Source organism: Variovorax paradoxus (assembly GCF_030815975.1).
Lineage (GTDB): Bacteria > Pseudomonadota > Gammaproteobacteria > Burkholderiales > Burkholderiaceae_C > Variovorax > Variovorax paradoxus_N.
The window spans coordinates 3508744-3531455 of sequence record NZ_JAUSXL010000002.1 but is presented as its reverse complement, the minus strand read 5'-3'; the positions used below and the strand labels follow the sequence as shown (position 1 = coordinate 3531455).

General features: G+C 67.0%; 24 protein-coding genes. 13 read left to right on the top strand and 11 right to left on the bottom strand.

Going from position 1 to position 22712, the window contains the following annotated elements; translation table 11 throughout:
* Nucleotides 1–9 precede the first annotated feature (9 nt).
* Nucleotides 10–822, top strand: a complete 813-nt coding sequence (locus QFZ47_RS20315) for a transporter substrate-binding domain-containing protein (protein WP_307657336.1) — start codon at nt 10–12, stop codon at nt 820–822.
* Nucleotides 823–868: 46 nt separating this feature from the next.
* Here QFZ47_RS20315 and QFZ47_RS20310 read toward each other — a convergent pair whose 3' ends face one another.
* The 5 genes from QFZ47_RS20310 to QFZ47_RS20290 all read right to left on the bottom strand — a co-directional run bounded on the left by QFZ47_RS20310 (nt 869) and on the right by QFZ47_RS20290 (nt 6030).
* On the bottom strand, nt 869–1960 hold the full coding sequence (locus QFZ47_RS20310) for a mandelate racemase/muconate lactonizing enzyme family protein (RefSeq protein WP_307657335.1): 1092 nt from the start codon (nt 1958–1960) through the stop codon (nt 869–871).
* A complete protein-coding gene (locus tag QFZ47_RS20305) occupies nt 1957–2811 on the bottom strand; it encodes an NAD-dependent epimerase/dehydratase family protein (RefSeq protein ID WP_307657334.1) in 855 nt (284 codons plus the stop codon). The genes QFZ47_RS20310 and QFZ47_RS20305 overlap by 4 nt, the downstream gene beginning before the upstream one ends.
* 39 nt (nt 2812–2850) lie before the next feature.
* Nucleotides 2851–3663 (bottom strand): transporter substrate-binding domain-containing protein, encoded by an 813-nt coding sequence (locus QFZ47_RS20300; protein ID WP_307657333.1) that lies wholly within the window; start codon nt 3661–3663, stop codon nt 2851–2853.
* A gap of 149 nt (nt 3664–3812) precedes the next feature.
* On the bottom strand, nt 3813–5009 hold the full coding sequence (locus QFZ47_RS20295; protein WP_307657332.1) for an L-talarate/galactarate dehydratase: 1197 nt from the start codon (nt 5007–5009) through the stop codon (nt 3813–3815).
* A gap of 52 nt (nt 5010–5061) precedes the next feature.
* Complete coding sequence (locus QFZ47_RS20290) at nt 5062–6030, bottom strand: Bug family tripartite tricarboxylate transporter substrate binding protein (RefSeq protein WP_307657331.1); 969 nt, start codon at nt 6028–6030, stop codon at nt 5062–5064.
* 212 nt (nt 6031–6242) lie between these two features.
* On the opposite strand from QFZ47_RS20290, the gene QFZ47_RS20285 reads away from it, so the two are divergent.
* From QFZ47_RS20285 to QFZ47_RS20255, 7 genes are all read left to right on the top strand, one after another.
* On the top strand, nt 6243–7286 hold the full coding sequence (locus QFZ47_RS20285; protein ID WP_307657330.1) for a LacI family DNA-binding transcriptional regulator: 1044 nt from the start codon (nt 6243–6245) through the stop codon (nt 7284–7286).
* Between the two features lie 183 nt (nt 7287–7469).
* Nucleotides 7470–8288, top strand: a complete 819-nt coding sequence (locus tag QFZ47_RS20280; RefSeq protein WP_307657329.1) for a helix-turn-helix transcriptional regulator — start codon at nt 7470–7472, stop codon at nt 8286–8288.
* Between the two features lie 91 nt (nt 8289–8379).
* Nucleotides 8380–8892, top strand: a complete 513-nt coding sequence (locus QFZ47_RS20275; protein WP_307657328.1) for a VOC family protein — start codon at nt 8380–8382, stop codon at nt 8890–8892.
* Nucleotides 8889–10211, top strand: coding sequence for a fumarylacetoacetase (gene fahA / locus QFZ47_RS20270; RefSeq protein WP_307657327.1), 1323 nt, complete (start codon nt 8889–8891; stop codon nt 10209–10211). The genes QFZ47_RS20275 and fahA overlap by 4 nt, the downstream gene beginning before the upstream one ends.
* A 46-nt stretch (nt 10212–10257) precedes the next feature.
* Entirely contained in the window at nt 10258–11205 is a 948-nt protein-coding gene (locus tag QFZ47_RS20265; RefSeq protein ID WP_307657326.1) for an MBL fold metallo-hydrolase, read from the top strand.
* A gap of 10 nt (nt 11206–11215) precedes the next feature.
* The gene (locus tag QFZ47_RS20260; RefSeq protein ID WP_307657325.1) at nt 11216–12934 is read left to right on the top strand and encodes an FAD-dependent monooxygenase; all 1719 of its coding nucleotides are present in this window, start codon (nt 11216–11218) and stop codon (nt 12932–12934) included.
* Complete coding sequence (locus QFZ47_RS20255) at nt 12931–13134, top strand: DUF2783 domain-containing protein (RefSeq protein WP_307657324.1); 204 nt, start codon at nt 12931–12933, stop codon at nt 13132–13134. Before QFZ47_RS20260 ends, QFZ47_RS20255 begins: the two co-directional genes overlap by 4 nt.
* Before the next feature lie 36 nt (nt 13135–13170).
* Here the strand turns inward: QFZ47_RS20255 and QFZ47_RS20250 are convergent, their stop codons facing one another.
* Complete coding sequence (locus QFZ47_RS20250) at nt 13171–13974, bottom strand: helix-turn-helix transcriptional regulator (protein ID WP_307657323.1); 804 nt, start codon at nt 13972–13974, stop codon at nt 13171–13173.
* Nucleotides 13975–14082: 108 nt separating this feature from the next.
* Between QFZ47_RS20250 and QFZ47_RS20245 the strand changes: the two genes are divergently transcribed.
* The 5 genes from QFZ47_RS20245 to QFZ47_RS20225 are packed head-to-tail and all read left to right on the top strand — an operon-like array spanning nt 14083 to nt 17366.
* A complete protein-coding gene (locus QFZ47_RS20245) occupies nt 14083–15063 on the top strand; it encodes a Bug family tripartite tricarboxylate transporter substrate binding protein (RefSeq protein ID WP_307657322.1) in 981 nt (326 codons plus the stop codon).
* A 3-nt stretch (nt 15064–15066) separates the two neighbouring features.
* Nucleotides 15067–15795, top strand: coding sequence for an alpha/beta fold hydrolase (locus QFZ47_RS20240; protein WP_307657321.1), 729 nt, complete (start codon nt 15067–15069; stop codon nt 15793–15795).
* A gap of 10 nt (nt 15796–15805) precedes the next feature.
* Nucleotides 15806–16204, top strand: a complete 399-nt coding sequence (locus QFZ47_RS20235; RefSeq protein ID WP_307657320.1) for a 5-carboxymethyl-2-hydroxymuconate Delta-isomerase — start codon at nt 15806–15808, stop codon at nt 16202–16204.
* 3 nt (nt 16205–16207) lie between these two features.
* Nucleotides 16208–17101, top strand: coding sequence for a DODA-type extradiol aromatic ring-opening family dioxygenase (locus QFZ47_RS20230; RefSeq protein WP_307657319.1), 894 nt, complete (start codon nt 16208–16210; stop codon nt 17099–17101).
* Nucleotides 17067–17366 carry an aromatic ring-opening dioxygenase subunit LigA gene (locus QFZ47_RS20225; protein ID WP_307657318.1) on the top strand — a complete coding sequence of 100 codons (300 nt, stop codon included), beginning with the start codon at nt 17067–17069 and terminating at the stop codon, nt 17364–17366. The genes QFZ47_RS20230 and QFZ47_RS20225 overlap by 35 nt, the downstream gene beginning before the upstream one ends.
* Nucleotides 17367–18120: 754 nt before the next feature.
* Here the strand turns inward: QFZ47_RS20225 and QFZ47_RS20220 are convergent.
* The 5 genes from QFZ47_RS20220 to parA form a co-directional block, all read right to left on the bottom strand.
* Nucleotides 18121–20070, bottom strand: coding sequence for a DUF3363 domain-containing protein (locus QFZ47_RS20220; protein ID WP_307657317.1), 1950 nt, complete (start codon nt 20068–20070; stop codon nt 18121–18123).
* Nucleotides 20071–20445: 375 nt separating this feature from the next.
* A complete protein-coding gene (locus tag QFZ47_RS20215) occupies nt 20446–20979 on the bottom strand; it encodes a S26 family signal peptidase (RefSeq protein ID WP_307657316.1) in 534 nt (177 codons plus the stop codon).
* Entirely contained in the window at nt 20976–21521 is a 546-nt protein-coding gene (locus QFZ47_RS20210) for a DUF2840 domain-containing protein (RefSeq protein ID WP_370880643.1), read from the bottom strand. Before QFZ47_RS20210 ends, QFZ47_RS20215 begins: the two co-directional genes overlap by 4 nt.
* Nucleotides 21521–21784, bottom strand: a complete 264-nt coding sequence (locus QFZ47_RS20205; protein ID WP_307657314.1) for a chromosome partitioning protein ParB — start codon at nt 21782–21784, stop codon at nt 21521–21523. Before QFZ47_RS20205 ends, QFZ47_RS20210 begins: the two co-directional genes overlap by 1 nt.
* Complete coding sequence (parA, locus tag QFZ47_RS20200) at nt 21781–22539, bottom strand: ParA family partition ATPase (protein WP_307657313.1); 759 nt, start codon at nt 22537–22539, stop codon at nt 21781–21783. Before parA ends, QFZ47_RS20205 begins: the two co-directional genes overlap by 4 nt.
* Nucleotides 22540–22712: the final 173 nt, after the last annotated feature.

Below are 22712 nucleotides of genomic sequence, written 5' to 3'. Positions count from 1 at the left end.
GGAGCAACCGTGATTTCTCGGCGACACATTTTTCCCCTGGCGGCCCTCGGCGCGACTTGCCTGCTGGCCGGTGCCCGGCCCGCCCACGCGCAGCAGGACACCCTCGCTGCCATCCGCCAAGCCAGGACCCTCAAGGTGGCCCTGGAGTTCGGCCGCCCGCCATGGGGATACAAGGACGACAAGCTCAAGATGACCGGCTCGGACATGGAGGCCGCCGAATTGCTGGCCGCCGACCTGGGCGTGAAGCTGGAGATCGTCGAGGTGACGGGCCCCAACCGCATCCCCTTCCTGCAGACGCGCAAGGCCGACGTGGTGCTGTCGACCTTCTCGATCACGCCCGAGCGGCTCAAGGTGATCGATTTTTCGCAGCCCTACGCCAGCGCTGTGCAGATCGTCGGCGCGCCGACGAGCGTGGTGCTCAAGAGCAAGGCCGACCTCAAGGGCAAACGCGTAGGCGTCACGCGCGCCACCACCGGCGACGTGGAACTGACCAAGAAGGCCAAGGATCTGGGCGTGGAGGTGCTGCGCTTCGATGACGAATCGACCAACATGACGGCGCTGGCCAGCGGCCAGGTCGACATCGTGGTGCAGGAGCCGGCGACGTTGACGGCCGTGGCCGCGCGCAACCCGGCCCGCCAGATCGAACCCAAGTTCATCTTCGCGCAGTTCCCAGTGGGCATCGGCCTGCGCAAGAATGACACGGAACTCAAAGCCTATCTCGACCAATGGGTCAAGGGCCACATGGCCGACGGCAAGCTGAATGCGATCTACCGCAAGTTCCACGGCACGGACCTGCCGGCCGAACTATTGAAAGGCAGCTGAAGCCGCCCGGCCGCTCCTGTGTGCGGGAGCGGCCATGCTCACGGGGTCAGATGCGGTAGCGCGCCAGCACCTGCGCGTCGGGCACGAAGCCGTGGCCCGGCACCTGCGGAATGCGCACCACGCCGCGCACCGGCAGCGGCGTGCCGCCCTCGGCCAGGTCGGCCGCAGGCTTCACGTACAGGTGCTCGAACAGCGGCTCGCCCGCCAGGCCCGCGCCGAGCTGCAGCGTGGCGAAGTAGCCGGGGCCGAAGTACGGCGAATGCGGCATCACCGACACACCCTGCGCCTCGGCGAGGGCCGCAACGGCCACGAACTCGGTAACGCCGCCGACCTTGATCACCGAGGGTTGGGCAAAGCGCACGGCGCCTGCTTCCAGCATGCGCGCGAACTCGTGGCGCGTGCAGGCGTTCTCGCCGGCGCCGAGCGGGAACGTGCTGTTCAATTGCGCCTGGGTGCGGATGTCCTCTGGTGGAAACACCGGCTCCTCGACCCACATCGCATCCACCTCGCGCAGCACGGCGATACGCTCCCGGGCCTGCTCGGTCGACCAGGCGCAATTGACGTCCACCGACAGGCCGATGCCCGGCCCGCTGGCGGCGCGGCCGGCACGGAGGATGTCGGGCTCGATCTCGTGCAGCTTGATGTAGCGGTAGCCCTGGGCAACGGCTTCGCGGCAGTATTTCTGCACCAGCTCGGCGTCGCCGTAGCGCACCAAGCTCGCATAGGCCGGCATCTCGCTGCGCCGCGCGCCGCCCAGCAGGGCATGCAACGGCTTGTCCTGCGACTTGGCGGCGATGTCCCACAGCGCGATATCGAAGCCGGAAATGGCGAACATCGTGATGCCGTAGCGGCCGAACAGGTGCAGCCGGCGCTGCAGCTCCAGCGTCAGCGCCTCGGGCGTGGCCGGCAGCTCGCGCCCCTGCAGCAAGGGCGCGACCATGCCGCGCGCGGCCGCCGCCACCGCAGCGCGGCAGGAGTAGGCGAAGCATTCGCCCCAGCCGACGAGGCCGGTGTCCGTCTCGACGCGCACCAGCACGAACTCGAGCGAGTCCCAGCGGCCCGGCGTGATGCCCAGGCCGCTGCCGCCGTCGTCGAACGGAATGGCCGCCTCGATGACCTCGATGTGCGCGATCTTCATGCGGCGCTCCTCGTGCGCCGCAATAGCCGGTCGGTGTCGCCTTCGTATTCGGATTGCGAGAACTGACCGCCCAGCGTCAGCTCGGCCGCGGCGAGCGCCGCCGTGTTGGCGGGGGTGGGCGGCGGATCGTCACGCAGCACCTGTTCGTTCCAGCCCTCGGAGCTGTCCTGCGGCACATAGCCCAGTGCGTAGGCCGTGGCGTTGTCGTAATGGCGGCCCTCGGCGTCGGAAATGCCGTAGACGATGTCGAAGCCGATGTCCGGATGCTCGATGCCGATGGCCACCAACTGGCCCAGGTCGCGCCAGCTGAGCCAGCTGCCTAGGCGGCGCCGGTCGATCGGCCGCGTGTTGACATTGCCGATGCGCACTGCCAGCACCTGCATGCCGTACTTGTAGGCGTACAGCGCACCGAGGGACTCGCCGAAGGCCTTGCCCACGGCGTAGCGGCTGTCGGGCCGCAGGATGGCCGTGTCGCCCATGCGCGGTCCGTGCGGCGCGCGCGGGTGCAGGCCGACCACGTGGTGTGAACTGGCGTAGACGACGCGGCGCACGCCGGCATCGCGCGCGGCATCGAACACGCTGATGCAACCCTCGACGCTAAGCTTGACCTGCTCGGGCCAGGGGGCATCCGTGGTGCAAGCCGCGAGATGCACGACGGCGTCGCAGCCCTGCAGGTGCCGCGTCATAGCCGCCTGGTCGGTGATGTCGACGACGGCAGCTTCCTCATGGGCCGCAATGTCCTGGATCGGCTTGATGTCCAGCGACAGCACGCGGTAGCCGCGCTTGAGCAGTTGCGCGCGCAGGCCGGTTCCCACCAGTCCTGCGGCGCCCGTGATGGCAATACGTTTCATCTTTGAAGAGGTTTCTGTTGAGCCCGCGTCGCGGGGGGTCTAGCGCGCGGCCTGCACCACCGCGTCGGGCAGGTCGACGCCCTGATTCTTCTTGAACACCGCGGCCAGCTTGCCGTTGGCCATGTTGGTCCGCACCCATTGGTCGATCCACTCCTTGAGCCGCACGTCATTCTTGCGCATGCCCATGCCGTGCAGGCTGTTGCGCATCACGATCTTGGCTTCCAGCGCCTTGGCAGGGTCACGCTTGTTGACGGTCTCGTTCAGGGTGACCGACTGCGCGACGATGTCGACCTGCCCGCTCAGCACCGCGGTCAGCGTGGTCGCCTCGTCCTCGAAGCGCACGATTTCCACGCCCTTGGGGGCGGTGGCGGTCAAGTCGGTGTCCATGACGGTGCCGCGCGCGACGCCGACGCGCTTGCCGATCAGGTCGGCCATGGTCTTGATGGCCATGCCGTGCGGCGCGGAGACCGCCGTGGTCGTGCCCGAGTACGGCAGTGAAAAGTCGATGACCTTCTGCCGCTCGGCGGTGATCGTCATCGCGGCCACCACGATGTCAGCCTTGTCGGTGATCAACTGCGGAATGCGGTTGGCGCCGTTGGTTGGCACCATCTCCAGCACAACCCCGAGGTCCTGCGCCAGCATCCTGGCGGTCTCGTATTCGGACCCGCTCATCTCGAGCTTGTCGTTCTTGTACGACCAGGGCGGGATGCTGGGGTCGAGCGCAATGCGGATCTTCCTGGCCTGCTGGATGCGCGCCAGGGTGCCACCCTGCGCATGGGCGGCCATAGTGCCGAATGCCAGCGCGCCCGCAAGGGAGGCACTGGCGATGGTGAAAGTGCGTCGGTCGATCATGGTGTCTCCTGTGGATCGCGATCGGGACGGCGAACGAGGTCCCGCGCCCCGCCGATGCTAGGAGGCCCGCGCCGCCGCGGCACATGGCCGCGCGGGTACGGTGGCCCAAAATCCCCACGGGCTGGGACTCGGTGGCGGCGACCGCAGATTCAGGGCCGCTTGCCGAACTCCTGCGTCTCGGTGGTCCAGCGCAGCGCCTGCTCGCTCAGGCTGAAGCCCAGGCCCGGGCGGTCGGACACATGCATGCGGCCGTCCTTCAGGTGCATCTGCTCGTTGAACATCGGGCCGAGCCATTCGAAGTGCTCGAGCCAGGGCTCGATCGGGTAGGCCGCGGCCAAGTGCAGATGGATCTCCATCGCGAAGTGCGGCGCCAGCTTGCGGCCCTTGAAGGCGGCCAGGTTCATGATCTGCAGGAACGGCGTGATGCCGCCCACGCGCGGCGCGTCGGGCTGGATGAAGTCGCTGCCCTCGGCCATGATGAGCTGCGCGTGCTCGCCGAAGCTGGTGAGCATCTCGCCGGTGGCAATGGCGGTGTCAAAGCGCGCGGCGAGCTGGGCGTGACCCTCGAAGTCGTAGGCGTCGAGCGGCTCCTCGATCCAGGTCAGGTCGAAGTCTTCGAAGGCGCGGCAGGCGCGCGTGGCTTTCTGGCGGTCCCATTGCTGGTTGGCATCGACCATCAGCGGGAACGAGTCGCCCAGCAGCTTGCGCACTTCGCCCACGCGCTGGATGTCGATGGCGAGGTCGGGCTGGCCCACCTTGAGCTTGATGCCGCCGATGCCGCTCTCGCGCGAGATGGCCACGTTCTTGAGCACCTGGTCGAGCGGCGTGTGCAAGTATCCGCCCGAGGTGTTGTAGCACTGCACCGAGTCGCGCTCTGCGCCGAGCAGCTTGGCCAGCGGCAGCTTCGCGCGCTTGGCCTTCAGGTCCCAAAGCGCGATGTCGAAGGGTGCGATGGCCTGTGTCGTGAGGCCGCTGCGACCCATGCTCGCGCCGGCCCACAGCAGCTTGGTGAACAGGCGCGAGATGTCGTTCGGGTCTTCGCCCAGCAGGTTGGGCGCGAGCTCCTTGGCATGCGCGTACATGCCGGGGCCGCCCGCGCGTTTGGAGTAGCCGAAGCCGATACCTTCATGGCCGTCGCGCGTGCGGATCTCGGCAAAGATGAAGACGATTTCGGTCAGCGGCTTCTGGCGCCCGGTGAGCACCTTGGCATCGCTCACCGGCGTGGCGAGCGGCAGGTACATGAGCGAGACCTTGATCCAGTCGATGCGGTCGACCGCGTCTGCTGCGGTGCGCGCGCCCTCGGCCACCTTGGCATAGGAAACGATGTTGGATTCGACGGCTTTCATACGGTCACTTTCGGAAGAGAAACAAGGAAGAAAAAAGGGCGAGATGCGAGGTTCAATCGAGCTTGAGGCCGGCCTTCTGCACGACTTGCGTCCAGCGCGCGGTTTCATCCTGCACGAAGCGCGTGTAGTCCGCCGAGTGCGAAGCCACGACCACGAAGCCGTTGGATTCCAGCTTGGCGCGCACGGCCGGGTCCGCAAAGCCCTTGACCATGGCGGCCTCGAGCTTGTCGGCGACGGCCTTCGGCGTGCCCTTGGGCGCCGACAGGCCGGTCCACGACACGGCGCTGAAACCGGGGTAGCCCGACTCGGCCACCGTAGGCACTTCGGGGAACAGCGGGTTGCGCTGCGCACTGGTGACGACCAGGGCTCGCAGCTTGCCGGCCTTGATGTGCGGCAGCACCGAGTCCTGGTTCGTGAACATGCCGGGAATCTGGTCGGCCAGCACGTCGTTGAGCGCGGGTGCGCTGCCCTTGTATGGAATGCCAACCATATCGAGTCCCGCCACCTGCTTGAGGTATTCGGTGGTGACGTGGCCGGACGAGGCGTTGACCTGCCCGTAGCTGAACTTGCCCGGGTTGGCCTTGACCCAGGCGACGAACTCCTTGAAGTTCTTCGCCGGGAACGACGGGTTCACCACCAGCACGTTGGGCCCGGCCGCAAGCTGCGACACGTGGACGAAGTCGCGGTTCGAGTCATACGGCGGCTTGGGCGAGAAGCCGTGGATGATCGCGTTGCTGCCGATGCCTGACAGCAGCAGCGTGTAGCCGTCTCCCGGCGCTCTGGCCGCCTGCTCGGTGCCGATGGCGCCGCCCGCCCCGCCCTTGTTGTCGACGATGAACGGCTGCTTGAGCTGCCGCCCGAGCACCTCGGCAATCAGGCGACCCATGATGTCGCTGGTACCGCCCGCGGGGAACGGCACGATGAGCTTCACGGGGCGCGAGGGGTAGTCGTCCTGGGCGTGGGCTGCGCCGGCCAGCAGGCCGGCGACGGCCAGGGCGGCAAGAAGGGTTCTGCGGAACATGGATTTGTCTCCTGTGCGTTGGATTCGCTTGTTCGGTGCATGTTGATGGAAGCGCTTTCATTTTGGCTTTCATGCGAGGTCTTGCAGGTCGTGCATATCTGGAGACTCTCTTCTAAATCCCAACACATGGGACCCGGGAAGCTTGGCTGGTAGCGCTTTCGTTGCAGGGTGTGTCGCGGACCACCGAAGGCTATGATCGATAGCGTTTCGCCATGCCCTCTTCCAAGATCCACATTCCCGAAGAAACCGCGCTGCCAGGCACCGCTCGCATGAGCGACGTGGCGCGCGAAGCCGGCGTGTCGCTGGTCACCGTCTCGCGTGCCATCAACACACCCGGCAAGCTTTCGCCCTACACGCTGGCGGCCGTGCGCGCTGCAGTCGAGCGGCTCGGCTACGTGCCCAATCTCATGGCTGGCAGCCTGGCCTCGAAGCGCTCACGCATCGTGGCGGCGATCGTGCCGACCATTTCGAATCTCGTGTTCTCCGAAACTCTGGAGGCGCTGGCGCAGACGCTCGCCGATGGCGGCTACCAATTGCTGCTGGGCCAGAGCGCCTACCGCCACAGCGAAGAGGCTGCTCTCGTCGACACTTTCCTCGGTCGACGCGTTGACGGGCTCGTGCTCACGGGCCTTGCACAGCCCAGCGCCCTGCGGCTCAAGCTGCGCCGCGTCGGCGTCCCGGTGGTGCAGACCTGGGATCTACCCGCCGCTGGCGGCGAAGCGCCGGTTGACATGCTGGTGGGCTTTTCGAACATCGGCGCGGGCCGCGCCGCAGCGCGGCACCTGCTGGCGCGCGGGCACAAGGTGCTGGCGTTCATCGGTGCCGAAGAAGAACGCTCGCGCCTGCGTCTCGCAGGCTTTCGCGCCGAAGCAGTCGCGCATGGTGCGGGCGATGTGCCCGCCGAACTGATCCGCCCGCCGGTGCAGATCGACGACGCCGGGCCGCGCCTTGCACAGCTGCTCGCGCGGCGCCCCGACATCACCGCCGTTTTCTGCAACAACGACCTGCTGGCCGCCGGCCTGCTCTTTGAGTGCCAGCAACGCGGCTGGAACGTGCCCGGACGCCTCGCGGTGATGGGATTCGGCGACATGCCGATTGCGCGCGCCGCGTCGCCGCGCCTCTCCACCGTGCGCATTCGCCGCGCCGAGATGGGCGAACGCGCGGGGCAGATGCTGCTTGCGCGGCTGGCTGGCGAGGATCCTGGGGCGCAGTTCGTGGACATCGGCTTTGAGGTGATCGAGCGAAGCAGTACATGAACCGTATCAAGAGCGTGATACGCATGACGGTCACCCTGGAATCTGATGCCCGACCGCATCTCCGAGGTCGCTTAACGTTTGACAACGCGTTTTGCCGATCAAGCCAGATGCCGCCGATAGAATGACTTTCAAAGAAAACACTGGTTCCAGCACGAAGCGGCACGGCAGCACAGGAGACAAACGATGATCATCGAAATCAGCCACAGTGCGAATGCACTGGACGCGCATGCCCTCGCGCCGGTGGTCCGAACACTGGGAAAAGCGCCCTTTGGCGATACGTTGCTGGAGGCCGTAAGCGCCAGCGTCGGTGCTGAGTTGTTCACGGCCTTCTCGATCGACGAGAGTGGTCAGCCGACATACCGTGTCGCCCGCGCCGTCGATGCCCTGGGCAACCTGTTTGCGGAACGCGCTGCGCAACGCTATGTTGAAGGCTACTGGCACAACGATCCCGCCTTGGGGCAACTGATGCGCGCGCAGCAACACTGCGGCACGGCGGTGCTGTGCCAACAGGCGTGGGACCAGATCACGCATTCGCGCTACCGTGCGTTCTGCTATGAAGGGCCGCACCTCGTGGATCGGATATCGATCCTTGCGGCCCAGAGCCATCGGCGCATGATCTTCAGCGCCTATCGGCGCGCCACCCGCGGGCCGTTCGCGCTCGACGAAGTGCATCAGTTCGCGACCCAGGCGGAGACGCTGCTGGCCCTTGTGGACAGGCATGTCGAACTGCTTGACCAAGGCGCAGCGCCGCCGCTACGGGACACCGTCGCCTTGATCGAGGAACGCCTGGCATCGGCCTTCACGGCGCTGAGCCGGCGGGAACGCCAAGTGTGCGCGGGCCTGCTCGCCGGCTTGGCGGCCAAGGAGATCGCCCTCTTCTGCGATGTCGAGGCCAGCAGCATCGTGACTTACAAGAAGCGTGCGTTCGAGAAGCTGGGCGTGGCGAACCGTCGTGCCCTCCAGAACCTATGGAGTGCGACAGTGGCACATCAGAGCCACTGAGGGCTCTGCGCTGTCCCCATTGCAGCGGGACAGACGCGCCAGGGACCAAAACCTAGAGTGAGGACTCGTTTCTCACTCATCGGTCCCACCCATGTCGAGCCCTTCGAAGATCCACCGACTGCACCACTACGCCACCCGCTGCAAGAACGCCGAGCAGACGCGCAGCTTCTACGAGGATTTGCTTGGCCTACCGCTGGCACACGTCATCCGCGCGGACACCGTGCCGAGCACCGGCGAGCACAGCCCCTACGTACACCTCTTCTTCCGGCTCGAAGACGGCTCGTTCATCGCGTTCTTCGACCTCGGCGACGGCCAGGCGGCGGAGCCGTCGCCGAACACGCCGGCCTGGGTGCAGCACATCGCCTTCACTGTCGAATCAGAGGCCGCGCTGGCGGTAATGCGCAAGCGCCTGACCGAGTCAGGCATTGACGTCATCGGCCCGGTCGAGCACGGCTTTGTGCGCTCGATCTACTTCTTCGATCCGAATGGCGTTCGTCTGGAGCTGACCACTTCCACCGCCACCGAGGCCGACCTCGCTGCCTTCGAGCAAGAGGCGCACGCCCACCTGGCCGCCTGGACCGCCGATCGGACAGCTCGGCCATGAACCTGAACGACACGCACGACCCGGCGCGCAGCAGCTGGGTTGCATCGGCGCGGGAGCCAGACACCGACTTCCCCCTGCAAAACCTTCCCTATGGCACCTTCTCGGCCATCGGCGACGCGGCGCAAAGGGTCGGCGTCGCGATCGGCGACCAAGTGCTCGACCTTGGCGCGGTGCACCGCGCCGGCCTGCTGCACGGCGATGCTGCAGATGCCGCAGCCCTGGCCGCGCGAGATGGCCTGGCCGCGCTGATGGCGCTGCCGCCGCAACCCCTTTCCGCCCTGCGCGCCGCGGTCTTCTCACTGCTGTGCAATGGGACCGAGACATCGGCGCGAGCGCAGGCACAAGCTGCGGATCTGCTGCAGCCGGCGCGCCGGCTGCATCTGCACCTGCCTTGCCAGGTGCGCGGCTACACCGACTTCCTGGCCTCGGAGCACCACACGGCCCGCAACGGGCAGCTCAAGGGCCTGGCGGACCCGGTGCCGGAGAACTACCGCTGGGTGCCCGTGGCCTACCACGGACGTGCCTCTTCCATCGTGGTGAGCGGTACACCGGTGGTGCGCCCCCATGGCCAGTGGAAGACGGCAGGCGGCGAGGTGGTGTTCGGCCCGGTCGATGCGCTGGACTTCGAACTGGAAATGGGCGTGTTCGTCGGCCGCGGCAATCCGCAGGGAACGCCGGTGCGCACCGCAGAGGCCCACGCGCATATCTTCGGCCTGTGCCTGCTCAATGACTGGTCGTCGAAAGCGGTGCAGTGGTGGGAGCAGATGCTCGGCCCCTTTCTCGGCAAGAACTTCGCGACGTCGATCTCTCCATGGATCGTGACCCAAGAGGCGCTGGAACCCTTCCGCATCGCCGCGCCTGCACGTCCGTCCGGGCTGCCGGCTCTGTTGCCGTACCTGCGAACCGAAGGCCACGCCAAGGCCGGCACCTGGAACATCAGCCTGAGCGCCGCGCTGCAAACGGCGTCGATGCGTGACCGCGGGGCGCCGCCAGCGGTCGTGAGCCGCACCCACTTGCGCCACCTGTGCTGGACGCCAGCGCAGATGCTCGCGCATCACACTAGCAACGGCTGCAACCTCCAAACCGGCGACCTGCTGGGCACCGGAACCATCTCAGGGCCGGACGACGAAAGCCGCGCCTGCATGACCGAGCTGACGCGCGCCGGGCGCGAGCCGGTTGAACTGCCCTGCGGCGAACGCCGCCCCTGGCTGGCCGATGGCGACGAGGTCGTGCTGCACGCCCGGGCCGAGGTGCCCGGCTTCGTCCCGATCGGCTTCGGTCAATGCCGCGGCGTGATCGCGCCGGCGCAGCCCTACTGACCCGTTCAACCACGATCAACCACCACGAAAGAAAGACCTTCCTCACATGACAACTCCCTTTGCCTCCACCGCCGACCGCACCGACCAGCGCCCTCAGGTCGTGCCGCTTGCGCCTGACGTCTATGGCTACATCAGCCCCTCGGATCCAAACTGCGGCTTCGTGGTTGGCCGCGACGCCGTGCTGGCGGTCGATACCACTGCCACGCCGGCCGCCGCCCGTCGTTGGCTGCAGGAGATCCGCGAGGTCACCGACAAGCCGGTGCGTTACGTCTTCCTCACCCACTACCACGCGGTGCGCGTGATGGGAGCCGCTGCCTTCGAAGACGCCGTCATCGTCGCCAGCGAGAACACCGGATCGTTGATCCGCGAGCGCGGCTTGGCGGACTTCGAATCAGAACAGGCGCGCATGCCTCGCCTGTTCGCCGATGGATCGGCCGCGCCCGTACTCTCGACACCGCACATGCTGTTCAAGGACCATCTGACGCTCGACCTCGGCAACCTGAAGGTGGAGTTCAGGCATCTGGGCCGAGGCCATACCGCCGGCGACTCGGTGTGCCGCATTCCGCAGGCAGGCGTGGTGTTCGGCGGTGACCTGATCGAGAACCACTGCGGCATCTACTGTGGCGATGCCTATCTGGGCGATTGGCTGCAAACGCTGGAACGTCTGCGCGCCCTCCAGCCCGACGTTCTGGTGCCGGGCCGCGGCAGCCCGCTGCGCACGCCGAAGGACGTGGCAGACACCATCGACAGCCACAAGGACTTTCTCGTGACCCTGCTCGCCACGGTGCGCCATGGCCTGTCGCAGGGCCTTGACCTCAAGGGCTGCTACCGGCTCGCCGACCAGCAGTTGACCCCGCGCTTCGGCGACTGGCCGGTCTACCGCCACGTGCTGCCCTTCGATGTCGCTCGTGCCTTCGACGAACTGCGCGGCCTGGAACATCCGCAGATCTGGACGTCCGAGAAGGACCGCCAGCTCTGGGAAGACTTGGCCTGAGGGCGCCGCCGTGACAGCAAACACCAGCACCTACGCGGCTGCAGCCTATACCAACGGCTACGAGTTCAGCGAGGGCAGCGGCTACCAGCTGCCGTGCTATCCCTTTGCCGCCCCGCCGGAGCTGCTTGAGGGCCGCGTAGGCCGTTGCGCCGTGGCCATCGTCGGTGGCGGCTTGGCGGGGCTCACGCTAGCCTGCGCCCTGGCGCGCGAGGGCATCGCCGCGGTGCTGCTCGATGAGGACGACACCGTTGGCGTCAAGGGCGCCTCATCGCGCGGCATCTGCTACACGCAGAAGTCGCTCGAGATCTTCCAACGCCTAGGAATCTACGAGCGCATTGCCGCGAAGGGCGTGCAGTGGAGCACCGGGCGCACCTTCCGCGGCGATGAGGAGGTGTATGGCTTCGACCTGCAACGCCAGCCGGGTTTCGAGCTGTCGGTGCAGCCGCCATTCATCAACCTGCAGCAGTTCTACATCGAAGGTTTTCTGGTAGAGCGCATCGCTGAGTTGGGCCATGTGGATCTGCGCTGGAGCCAGCGCGTCACCGGCTTCCAGCAGCGCGACGACGGCGCGCTGCTGGAGGTGGAGACGCCCGCCGGCAGCTACCGCCTGCTCGCCGAGAACGTGGTCGACGCCACAGGCTCGCGCAGCCCGTTGCGGCAGTGGGCTGGCGCCCGCATGACCGGTCATAGGAGCGACGACCGCTGGTGCATCGCCGATATCCGCTTCGCGGACCCGCCACCACTGGAGCGGCACACCTGGGTCGAGGCGCCCTTCAACGAAGGCCGTGCGGTCTGGCAGCACCTGATGGGGGACGGCGTCTGGCGCATCGACTACCAGATGGCCCCCGATGCCGATCCGCGCGAGATCAGCCGCGAGGACGTGGTGCGCGAGCGGCTGGCGCGCCAGTTCGGCGCCGAGCGCGAGGTGGAGGTCATGTGGGTCGGCCCGTGGATGTACCGCAGCGAGTGCATCGACGCCATGGTCCACGGCCGGTTGTTCTTCATTGGCGATGCTGCGAAGGTGGTCAGCCCGTTCGGCGCACGCGGCGGCAACACCGGCATCGCCGATGCCGACAACCTGGCCTGGAAGCTCGCCGCAGTGCTGCGCGGGCAGGCACCTCGGGCGCTGCTGAACACCTTCCACGACGAGCGCCACGAGGCGGCACGGGAAAACCTATGCGTCAGCGACCGCACTGCGCGCTTCATGCGCGCGCCAGCGGGGCCTGAGCGGGTCTTCCGCGATGCCGTGCTGGCGCTGGCGCGCAACTACCCCTTCGCCCGCGCGTTCGTCAACACCGGACGCATGGCGGTGGCCAACCGCTACACCCGTTCCCCCGCCTGTGGCGCCGGCGGCGGCGTGTCGGTGCAAAACGTCGCCCTGCGCCGGGGCGATGGCAGCGCTTGCGTGCTCAACGACTTGGTGCCTCGCGGTGGCCCGCAGGTATTGCTTCTGTGCCTGTTCGGCGTCGGCAGCGAGGCTGCACTGGAGCTCGCACAGCGGCTGGCGCCCTACCCTGTGCACTGTATCTCGGCGGTCGACCGCCCCCCCGGTCAGATCATCGATGCCGAGCACTCGCTGCGCCGCGCCTGCTTGCTACCGCCGGGACCCGCTTGGGCCCTGCTGCGGCCCGACAGTTACTTGGCCGCCGCCGGCACATGGCCGCACGATGACCCACTAGCCGCCGTGCGCAGCTCGCTGTGCCTGGACGCCCCGGAGACGACGCCATGAAGACCGAGATCACCCTGCGCGATCCGGATGCCGTCTACGAAGCGCTGATGGATGCGCATCTGGGACTGAGTGGCGAACAGTCGCAGTTGCTCGACGCTCAGCTGATCCTGCTTCTGGCCAATCAGGTCGGAGACGACGCGACCGTGGACGCCTGCATCCGCGCCGCCCGCGAAGGCGTCGAAATGCCGCCACCGCGATGAACCCCTCGGGCCTCATCCTGCTTGGGCGACATCGCCCTATGTCTCGCGCCACTGCGCGACCAGCGCGCGCTGGTTGGGCAGTCCGAGCTTGGCCAGCGCGCGCTTTTTATAGGTGATCACGCTACTCGGCTCAATGTCACAGGTTCTGGCGATGTCCTTGACCGCTAGGCCCCGGACCATGCCCGCGCAGATTTGCCGTTCGCGAAGGCTGAGTGCCGGAAACCGCTCGGCCAACTGCTCTTCCAATGCTGGCAGCGCGCAGGCGGAAGCCTGCACCTGTGCAGCCGCAAGATCGACGTGTCGGCTGACGAGCGCCATGAGCACGTCGGCATTCGAAGCGAAACGCCGGACCTCGCTGGGCCGGAAGCATCCGTGCACCGCGCGACGATACGCGCTGAGGAGGAACAGCTGCCCCCCAACGGCGCCGAGGACTGAGACTCGGTCGACCAGCTGCGGCTGCTCGTAGCACACGGCACGGTACCAAGCGTGCGGTATCTGATTCCAGGCCTGCTGGCACACCACGGTGCCCGAGCCTGCATGATGGGCCTGCACCAGGTGATTCAAGCCCGGATCGCTCTGCCAGAAATCACTGGCATAGCGGGCACCATTTCGCTGCGCAGAGCTGTCGCCGAGTTCGTCGACCGCCGACGAGAGCCGGTAATGCGGCCTGCAATCCTCATCGATGGAGAAGGCCGACACCAAGTCCGCGCCGACAAAGACATGGGCGACGTTCAGCAGAGCATCCGCGAACGCCGGGTGGCCCATCGCGAGGATCGGCCTGGCAAGCAGGCCGGCGAGCTTGGCGCCGTCATCGACATATGCATGGCTGCTGAGGATCATGGGGCTTCTATGTTCGTACTCCATGATAGGAGATACATGTCCCCTGCGGAAGGGGACAGACATGGCAACTGCTGCTAAGGACACTATGCGCCAAGAAGGAGACACCTTATGAACCGTACCCGCTTGAGCCGCCGCGACCTCCTGGCTTGGACGGCCTGCGCCGTCGCCGCCAAGACCGCGCCCGTCCTGGCACAGGAAAACAAGTTGATCGAATGGGTGGTCGGCGCCGCGCCGGGGGGTGGCTCGGACTTGGTGGCCCGCACTTTTGCCGAACCGATGGCCAAGAGCCTTGGCCGGCAGATCGTGGTCGTCAACAAACCGGGCGCCGGTACTAATTTGGCGGCCGACTACGTCGCCAAGGCGCGCGATGTGGAACATGTACTGTTGACGGCCGACTTCGCCGCCCTCGCAGTGAACCCGTGGCTATACAGCAAGCTGCCATACAACGCCCAGAAGGACTTGGCGAACGTCGGCATGCTGGTGCGCTTTCCGCTGGTCATCGTCGTGTCCGCGCAGCACCCGGCCCGCACCTTCCCGGACCTTTTGTCGTGGATCCGGTCGCAGGGCGGGCCCGTGGCCTTCGCCTCGCCGGGTGCCGGCACGCCCCACCATCTCGTTACGGAGCAACTGCTGCGCAACCTGGGCGTGCAGGCGACGCACGTGCCTTACCGCGGCGCAGCGCCGGCGGTGCAAGATGTCATCGGCGGCCAGGTGCCCTTCATGCTGGTGGATTCGGCCAGCGGCATGCCGATGATCAACGGCGGCAAGCTGCGTGCGCTGGCCGTCTCAACCGCCGTGCGGATGAAGACTCTGCCGGACGTACCCACGTTGCAGGAACAAGGCCTCAAGGGCTTCGAAGGGTTCGCCTGGCAGGGGCTGGCCGTCCCGATGGCCGCGCCCAAGTCCCACGTGGCCCGCGTGAGCAGCGCGCTGCTCGAGGCTTTCAACAACCCCCTGGTCGAGGCGCGCCTGCAGGCCTTGGGTGTGGAGCCCTTGTCCGGCACGCCGGCCGAGATGGACCGTTTCGTCAAGGCCGAACGCGAGCGCTGGGGCACCGTGGTCCGCGACCTGCAACTCAAACTGGATTGAGACATGAAGACACCGTTGATCCTGGTTTCCGGAATGCTGTGCGACGCGACCGTTTGGGAGCCGACCACCACGCTGCTGCACGACGCGGCAGATATTCGTGTCATGACTTTGGGCGGCACCGATTCCGTTGGCGCGATGGCCGACAGGGTGCTGGCCGCAGCGCCCGCGCAGTTCGCCCTCGCGGGACATTCGCTCGGGGGACGTGTGGCATTGGAGGTGGTTCGCCGCGCGCCGCAGCGCGTACGGCTGCTCGGCCTGTTCGGCACTGCGTACAAGGCGCGCGCGCCGGGCGAAGCGGGGCAGTCCGAGATCGCAGCGCGGGAAGCGATGGTCGCGCGGGCCAAAGCCGAGGGGCTGGCCGCCTTCGCCCCGCAGTGGGTATCCCGCATGGTGGACGCGCGCTGGGCGGCCCAGGTCGACAAGCTGCAGCCGCTGATTGCCATGGTTGCCCGCCAATCACTCGAAGACGTACGTGCGCAGGTGCGCATGGGCCTGTCCCGCCCCGACTTTTCATCGATGTTGCCGGACATCACCTGTCCCACGCTGGTGCTGGCGGCCAGAGGCGATGCAGCGATGCCGCTGCCGCCGCACGAGGAAATGGCTGCGGCCATTCCCGCTGGGTATCTGGCCGTTGTCGAAGATTCTGGGCATCTGATGACCTTCGAGCAGCCGCAGGCATGCGCCGCGGCGATCCGTCCTTGGTTGGCCGGTTTTTCCTTGATTGCAACCTGATTGCACTCCCATGCCGCACATCATCATTGAGGCCACGGCGTCGGCCATTTCCCTCGTCGATCCGCAGACGCTTACCCGCACCTTGCACGAAGCGGCCTGCGGGATTGACAGCTACCCGAAACCCGGCGTGCGTACCCGCTTGCACGTGCTGGAGCACTTTCGCCTCGCGGACGGCAGCCCCGACGCAGGGTTCGTGCACGTCAACATCCGCATTGGCACTGGCTTCTCCACCGAGGCGCGCCGCGCCGCGGCCGAGGCGCTCGCGAACCAACTCTCCGCGTTGTTCGCGCCTTATCTCGCCGCCACGCCGATCGCGCTGTCCGTTGAGGTGACCGAACTCGACGTCACCACCCGCGTAAACCGCAGCAACGTCGCGCAGGTCCTGACCGCGCGAACGGCTGGCGCTTGATCAATGGGCGTCGTCTTCCTCGGCATCATGAGCCATGCACCCGGGCTGACCGGGCGCATCGGCCAAGCACCGGCGGCGGACCGCGAGGCGGTCTTCGAAGGATTCGCGCAAATGCGCGCCCGCCTGGAAGCCTCCCGCCCCGATCTCCTGGTGGTGGTCGCGGCCGAGCACTTCGCCAATTTCTTCATGGACAACATGCCGGCCTACGCGATGGGCATGGCCGATCGATACGAAGGACCGATAGAAGATGAAAAGTGGCTAGGCATACCGCGTACCGTGGTACCCGGCAATGCGGCTGCATCGCGCGCGATCGTCCAGCAACTGATCCACGAGGTAGACCTGGCGTATTGCGAGGAGTGGAAGTTTGACCACGGAATCATGGTCCCTCTGCACTACCTCACGCCTCATTTCGGCATCCCGATCGTGCCGATCAACATCAACTGCCAGCAGCCACCGTTCACGCCGCTCGCGCGCGCCTGGGCTTTCGGACAGGCGCTGCGGCGCGCCTGCGACGCGCTGCCGCAGCGCGTGGCGTTGCTGGGAACGGGCGGCATCTCGCACTGGCCGGGTTCCACGCAAATGGGCCAGATCAATGAGGACTTTGACCGGGAGTTTCTGCAGCGCTGGACCCGCAACGACCGCGACGCCCTCCTCGCCTATGCAGACGAGGACGTCCTGCGCGAAGCCGGCCACGGTGGTATCGAGATCAGGACACTCGTGGCCATCGCGGCTGCCGGCGGCGGCAGTCCTGGTGAATTGCTCTTCTACCACGGCACACCGGCGTTCTCGATCGGCTCTTGCGCGGCGGTGATTCCAGTGCTGCCCGCGGGGCCTGCGCACACATCTTCTCTGGAGGCCGGCGATGCCGCTGTACCAGGTCCAAAAGCTCCTCTATGACCTGAACAGGACCGCTTCCCTGCAGGAGCGGTTCAGAGCCAACAGGCAGGCAGTGTTGCAGCATCGCGCGCTGAGCGAGGAGGAGCGCGATGCCTTCGCGCGCGCCGACATAGGCCTGCTCTACGTGCTGGGCGCCCATCCTTCGCTGCTCGTCCATTTCGCCGGGATCGTGGGTGTCCCGCTGGTCGAGCACCGCCGGCACCTGATCGACGGGCTGGAACGCTACGGCCCGGTGCGCGAAGGCATCCTGGCGCCGCCCGGATGAGACGGTCCGCGGCCTCGACGTTTTTTCCTCCCGAGAAGGAGCTCGCATGGACGCGCGGCTCGGGTGCCGGGAGGTCGCCTCGAGGAAAAAAACTCAAAGCTCGACATGATCCGGGATGCACCCGGTGTCAATGTCCGGCGGCACCCGCGTGAAGTGTCGACCCAATGGATTCCATCACCTCCAGCCAGCGCGACGTGTCCTTGCACACTCGAGTTAGCCATCGTGGTCGTGATGAAATCAGGGGGCATCCGCTTCCGGTCGCGGGCACAGGACGATTGGGGGCGCTGAAGCGCCACAGCCCTTCCCGAGCGACGCCTGTCCTATCAAATCGAGCACCGGCAAATCGTAGGCGCCCTGACCGACCGAGACTTAGTGCGCGCGACAGCATGAGTCCGGGACCATCTATTGCACGTGCGGAGGAATCTGATGGGCTCATAAGTCAAAAGAACAACGGACCAACTCAGGAAGGCTTCCGCCATTGCTTCTACGGTGTACAACTTACCCTGATATCGGGAGATTCGGCCCATGCGCTTGAGGACGACGAAGTCGCGCGTGTACATCGTCGATGGCGCGCGTACGCCGTGATCAGCCTGCACTCATGACGAGTTGGACTCACGATCGCGGCCCGACTGCTGTGGACCAATGCGCCCTCCCGGTCGACCCTGAAAGGATCGCGCCCGCGGTAGCGCAGCACCAGGATGGCCAGTCGTTGGCCGGGCGCGCTGAGGGCGGTGCATGCCCTTCCTTCACCTCGTCAAACGGACATGCCTAGCTGGCGTCCAAACTGCCAAGTGACGGACTGACCACGCACGACGGCAGCAATATGTTGACCCAAGCGCTGCTCAATCACTGGCCGCCAAGGCACCAGTCTGAAACCCATGCCGTCGTCGAGCATGGCGAAACGACCACTGGCAAGTTGGATGGAACGGAGGTAGACGCCGCTGGCGCGCCCACCATCTCGTAGCGGCAGGTAGATCAGCCCGGTCTGGTTTTGCAGAGATTTCCCGGCCACCGTTAGTTCGCGGTCACGCAAGGTGGACAGCAGGTTACGCGAGAACACCATGCGTTGGCCTCGGCGTTCGGCCAGTCCCTGCTCGACCAGGAAATCCGCGCGGCCGCGCATCGCCTCGCGTACCTGAGCACCGAAGCCCTGCGCTGCAAGCCCATGGCCCTCGCCGATCAATTGCCTGTCCAGCCAGGTCGCACCGATGGCACGCACCTGTTGGTCAACGGGAAGGTGCGAGCGCAATTCGACGGTCGGACCCGTTCCCTTCTGTGCTTCATGCTGCTGGGCCTTTAGCGCCAAGTCCGGCGGCACCTGCCAGATCCCTTCGGCCACGCGCGCCACGACACCGCTGCGGCGCAGCGCTTCGAGCCGGCGCACGTGGACATCGACCGTGGCCTGCGGATCGCGGTCTGCCTCCTGCTCCAGCCGGGTCAGGTGATCGGCGGTCTTGTAGATGCCCTCCTGGGCGATTGCGGCGATGGTGCGGTCCACGGTGCGCCCACGCCCTGGCGGCTTTGCTTCGACGATGCCGTTCACCGGCAGTGCCGACAGATCAGCGCCGGCCGGCAGTGTCAGGTAATGCGCCCGGCCATCGATGCCATCGACCACCAGATAGCCTCGGTCGTGCAACTCGTCGGCCAGTCCTTTGCCCGCGATGCGACCCACTACAGGGGCAGTCGACGCGCCATCCACGACGCATTCGCGCTGCTGGCCCTTGAGTGCCCGGCGCACGATGTCCAACGCATCGTCACGCTCGCCCATCGCGGTCAATGTCCGCGCCATGTCCGGCGCCAGCCGCCAGCGGTTGGCATCGATCCGTTCAACCAGCGCTAGGGCTTCGAGCCGCTGCAGCCGCGCCCGCAGCAGGTTCTGGCGTTGCCGGTCCTCTGGCCGGCCCGTCAGATCGACGGCATCTGCCACGGCCTGGCTCAACAAGGCGCGGTCCAGGCCGGTGAGCCGCTGCTGCCCGATCTCGCGCTGCAAGCTATGCCGGATCTCGGTCTCGGTGCGCAGCCCCAGCCATTCGGTGGCGATCTCGCAAGCGCGCATGCGCATCCCATGCGCCATGTAGTCCGGCGCGATCACCAGGTCCTCCTTGTTGGCGGTCCGCCCGTTCAGCACGATGTGGGTATGCGGGTTGTCGGTGTCCCAGTGATCGACGGCCACCCAGTCCAACGGCGTTTCCAGATCGACCGCCATGCGCTGCATCAATTGCCGGGTGAAGCCGCGCAGATCTTCCAGGCCGACCGCGTCCTCGGCCGAGACGATGAAGCGGAACTGGTGGCGATCTCCCCTTCCCCGCTCTTCGAAGGCCTGGACGTCGGCCGTATCGGTGTCGGGGCCGTAGGCTTGGCCGCGCTGCCCGTCGCGTGTCACCCCATCGCGCTCGATGTAGCGCAGGTGCGTGGATACCGAGTTCGCGCCGGCTTTCCTGAGCACTACGAAGCGGGCCTTGGTGACCACGCGCCGAGCCTGCGCGCCCAGGCGACTGCCGCCGGCCATGCCGGCCGCGACGCGGCCTCGGCCAAAGGTGGATGCGGGCCGCCCCGCCCGCTGGCCGAACGCCTTGGCGCCGGCCTTCGAGACTTCCTTGAGCACCTGAGAGACGAAGCGCTCCGGGCGCGGTCCCGCGCGGGACTTCGGGGCCGCTGGCCGAACGCGAAAGCGCTCGCCATCCAATTCCCTACGCGTGGCCATGGTAGGCACTCCAGCGCAGGGGGGCGCAAAGGATCGGAAGCGGCACGCGCGCAATGTCCCGGTGGTGCGGCATTGCGCACTGGCGCGGCACCGACAACAGCAGGTGCCGTGCCGCGCCCACCCCACGTGCAGACTGGCTTTGCGGGTGGCGGCGTGCCACCCCTTTTATCTGGCCCTCCGTCTTCGCCTCCCGCATCCGCTCCCGGCTCCGACCTGCCGCCAGCCGCGCACAGGGAGCGCAACACTGCCCGAGGGGCAGCGGCGGTGCAGCTCGCGCTGCACGCTGGCGGCCGGCTCTCTGCACGAAAGGGTGCAGCACGAACGCACGTCCGGCTGCAGTTCGGCAGCATGCTTGGTCGCAGGAAGCCGCGAAGTTCATGGCGCACTCCATGTCCACAAGGGCTGAGCAACGCCGAGCACGGCCGACGCCGCAATGGGCCCGAAATACCGGCTGTCGAACGACGCCGGGTTCGTGTCGCCGAGCAGGAACAGCTCACCCGCCGCGAGGAGACGGCATTGCGACCAAGCTCGCAGCGGGCGATGCGCGCCGTCATGCGCTCGCACGGTCGCCACCATCGTGCCGTCGATGTGCACGAAGTGCCCTCGAACACACACCGATTGCGGCGCGAGGGCGCCGATGCGCTTGAGGATCGGCACGCCGCCCGGCAGGTAGCCGCGCTGTGCCGCGAAGGCGGCCACGTCGGCGGGAAGCCGTGTCAGCACGATGCTTCCGACCTGCAGCGAGGCTGCGCTTCCAATGCGCGCGATGCGGTACCAGCCGCGCGGTACGCTGTCGCTCGGGTTGTAGACCACGAGCACGTGATCGCGTGTTGCCATCGGCATGGCGGCTGGCGCGCACAGCGCGGCCACGCCGATACCCATGCAAGCGAAGAGCAGGCGCGGCGTCATCGCAGCACCCCGTGCGCCAGATGCGCCGCATGCCGCTCCATGGTGTAGGCCGGCAGCGGCTGGCGGGCAGCCAGCCGGTTGCCGACCGTGCGCCAGTACGTGACAGCCGCCGCGCACGGATCGATGCCCAGCGCCTCGATGGCATCGATCACTTCGAGCACCGCCTTGACCCGCGCCTCGCCATCGGCGCGCAGCAGAATGCGCGCACCCGGTTGCACACCGGCAACGCGCTGCGCACCCTCGAACGGCATGGGCGCCTGCAGCACCATGAGCTGCCACAGCGCCGTGCCATAGTCGTTGCCGATCCACTTGATGCGGCAGCAGACCGCGTCCGGCTCGAAGGTCGCGACACGCCGCCATCGGTCGAGGATGGTCTCGCGCATCGGCCAGCCGAAGCGCAGCCAGACGTTCACGCGATGCTCGACGAAGGCCAGCGACACCCGCATGTGAGTGGGCTTGCGTGCGGCCCCCGGTGACACTGCGGCTGGGGGCGAGGGTCGCGCAGAAAGCGGCTGCGGCTGCGGCTGCGGCTGCGGCTGCATCATGGTTCACCTCCGCCGTACTCGCGCTCCAGCAACTCGCGCAGCATCTCGGCCGCGGTCACGCCGCGTTTGAAGGCGACGACCTTGATGTGTCCACGCAGCGCGGGCGTCACGTCGATGGTCAGGCGCGCGGTATGGATCGACGCTTTGTCCGCAGCCGTCGGTTCATCAGCGCGCCGCACCCAGGCCAACGCCGGATCGGCCGCCGGCTTGCGGCCGATCGGTGCGCGCTTCGGCGATGCGGATGGCGCCTGTGCGGTCATCGCAGAATCTCCCGCACGGCCTGCGTCAGCGCCGCGATCTCGCGCGCCGCGGCGCACGTCGGCGCTGCTTCGCAGGCGAGCCGCCCGGCAGCAACGCTGTCGGCGAACACGATGCGCTGCGAGATTTCGGCGCGCAGCGCAGCGAACGGCTGATCGGCCAGCGCCGCACGCGCCTCACGCCCGATGACCGTCCCCACCACGCGCCGGTTGATCACGAAGGCCGCGCGCAGTTGCGGCCGAAACACCCTCGCTTCGATGACGAGCTGCACCATCTCGTAGCTGGCCCACACGTCGTAGGCGCTGGGCTGCACCGGGATCAGCACTAGATCGGCCGCCAGCAGCGCGGAGCGCGCGAGGGCCGCGACCCGGGGCGGGCCATCGATGACCACGTAGTCGGCCTGCGAGGCGATCTGCGGCGCTTCCTGGTGCAGCGAGTCCCTCGCGAGCCCGAAGACGCCGTAGAGCCGCTCTCGGCCGTTCTGGACCCGCCGCTGCGCCCAGTCGAGCGCCGAGCCCTGCGGATCGGCATCGAGCAGCGTGACGCGCTGGCCCTGCATCGCCAGCTCGCCGGCCAGGTGCGTCGCGAGCGTCGTCTTGCCTGCGCCGCCCTTCTGGTTGAGCAGCGCGATCACCTTGCCGGGCCGTGGCCCGCTGCCTGGCGAGCGGTTCTCCGCTGTCCGGCCTGCTCGGGCTGCCTCGGCAGAAGCACTGCCCGTTGTTTGAGCACCTTCGGCTCGCGCGCGCGTGACTTCCATTTATGTATCCCTTTAGATGTTTAGGGAGCGCCGAAACCGTTGCCGGGCGCGGCCTCCGGACCGATCCGTGCGGGCGATCCACCGATGTTTCTGCGGGTGATCCACCGAGGGTCGTGCGGGCGATCCACCGAGCCCGTCCCCACGTCATCCACAGGTTCTTCAACAGAAACTGT

Excerpts from the sequence above, each read along its gene's own strand:
- QFZ47_RS20310 (WP_307657335.1), bottom strand. The coding sequence starts at position 1,960 with ATGAAGATCGCGCACATCGAGGTCATCGAGGCGGCCATTCCGTTCGAC.
- QFZ47_RS20225 (WP_307657318.1), top strand. The coding sequence starts at position 17,067 with ATGCCGCTGTACCAGGTCCAAAAGCTCCTCTATGACCTGAACAGGACC.
- QFZ47_RS20210 (WP_370880643.1), bottom strand. The coding sequence starts at position 21,521 with ATGCAGCCGCAGCCGCAGCCGCAGCCGCAGCCGCTTTCTGCGCGACCC.
- QFZ47_RS20250 (WP_307657323.1), bottom strand. The coding sequence starts at position 13,974 with ATGATCCTCAGCAGCCATGCATATGTCGATGACGGCGCCAAGCTCGCC.
- QFZ47_RS20275 (WP_307657328.1), top strand. The coding sequence starts at position 8,380 with ATGTCGAGCCCTTCGAAGATCCACCGACTGCACCACTACGCCACCCGC.
- QFZ47_RS20255 (WP_307657324.1), top strand. The coding sequence starts at position 12,931 with ATGAAGACCGAGATCACCCTGCGCGATCCGGATGCCGTCTACGAAGCG.
- QFZ47_RS20220 (WP_307657317.1), bottom strand. The coding sequence starts at position 20,070 with ATGGCCACGCGTAGGGAATTGGATGGCGAGCGCTTTCGCGTTCGGCCA.
- QFZ47_RS20295 (WP_307657332.1), bottom strand. The coding sequence starts at position 5,009 with ATGAAAGCCGTCGAATCCAACATCGTTTCCTATGCCAAGGTGGCCGAG.
- QFZ47_RS20280 (WP_307657329.1), top strand. The coding sequence starts at position 7,470 with ATGATCATCGAAATCAGCCACAGTGCGAATGCACTGGACGCGCATGCC.
- QFZ47_RS20240 (WP_307657321.1), top strand. The coding sequence starts at position 15,067 with ATGAAGACACCGTTGATCCTGGTTTCCGGAATGCTGTGCGACGCGACC.
- QFZ47_RS20285 (WP_307657330.1), top strand. The coding sequence starts at position 6,243 with ATGCCCTCTTCCAAGATCCACATTCCCGAAGAAACCGCGCTGCCAGGC.
- QFZ47_RS20245 (WP_307657322.1), top strand. The coding sequence starts at position 14,083 with ATGAACCGTACCCGCTTGAGCCGCCGCGACCTCCTGGCTTGGACGGCC.
- QFZ47_RS20290 (WP_307657331.1), bottom strand. The coding sequence starts at position 6,030 with ATGTTCCGCAGAACCCTTCTTGCCGCCCTGGCCGTCGCCGGCCTGCTG.
- QFZ47_RS20235 (WP_307657320.1), top strand. The coding sequence starts at position 15,806 with ATGCCGCACATCATCATTGAGGCCACGGCGTCGGCCATTTCCCTCGTC.
- QFZ47_RS20230 (WP_307657319.1), top strand. The coding sequence starts at position 16,208 with ATGGGCGTCGTCTTCCTCGGCATCATGAGCCATGCACCCGGGCTGACC.
- parA (WP_307657313.1), bottom strand. The coding sequence starts at position 22,539 with ATGGAAGTCACGCGCGCGCGAGCCGAAGGTGCTCAAACAACGGGCAGT.
- QFZ47_RS20300 (WP_307657333.1), bottom strand. The coding sequence starts at position 3,663 with ATGATCGACCGACGCACTTTCACCATCGCCAGTGCCTCCCTTGCGGGC.
- QFZ47_RS20205 (WP_307657314.1), bottom strand. The coding sequence starts at position 21,784 with ATGACCGCACAGGCGCCATCCGCATCGCCGAAGCGCGCACCGATCGGC.
- QFZ47_RS20305 (WP_307657334.1), bottom strand. The coding sequence starts at position 2,811 with ATGAAACGTATTGCCATCACGGGCGCCGCAGGACTGGTGGGAACCGGC.
- fahA (WP_307657327.1), top strand. The coding sequence starts at position 8,889 with ATGAACCTGAACGACACGCACGACCCGGCGCGCAGCAGCTGGGTTGCA.
- QFZ47_RS20265 (WP_307657326.1), top strand. The coding sequence starts at position 10,258 with ATGACAACTCCCTTTGCCTCCACCGCCGACCGCACCGACCAGCGCCCT.
- QFZ47_RS20215 (WP_307657316.1), bottom strand. The coding sequence starts at position 20,979 with ATGACGCCGCGCCTGCTCTTCGCTTGCATGGGTATCGGCGTGGCCGCG.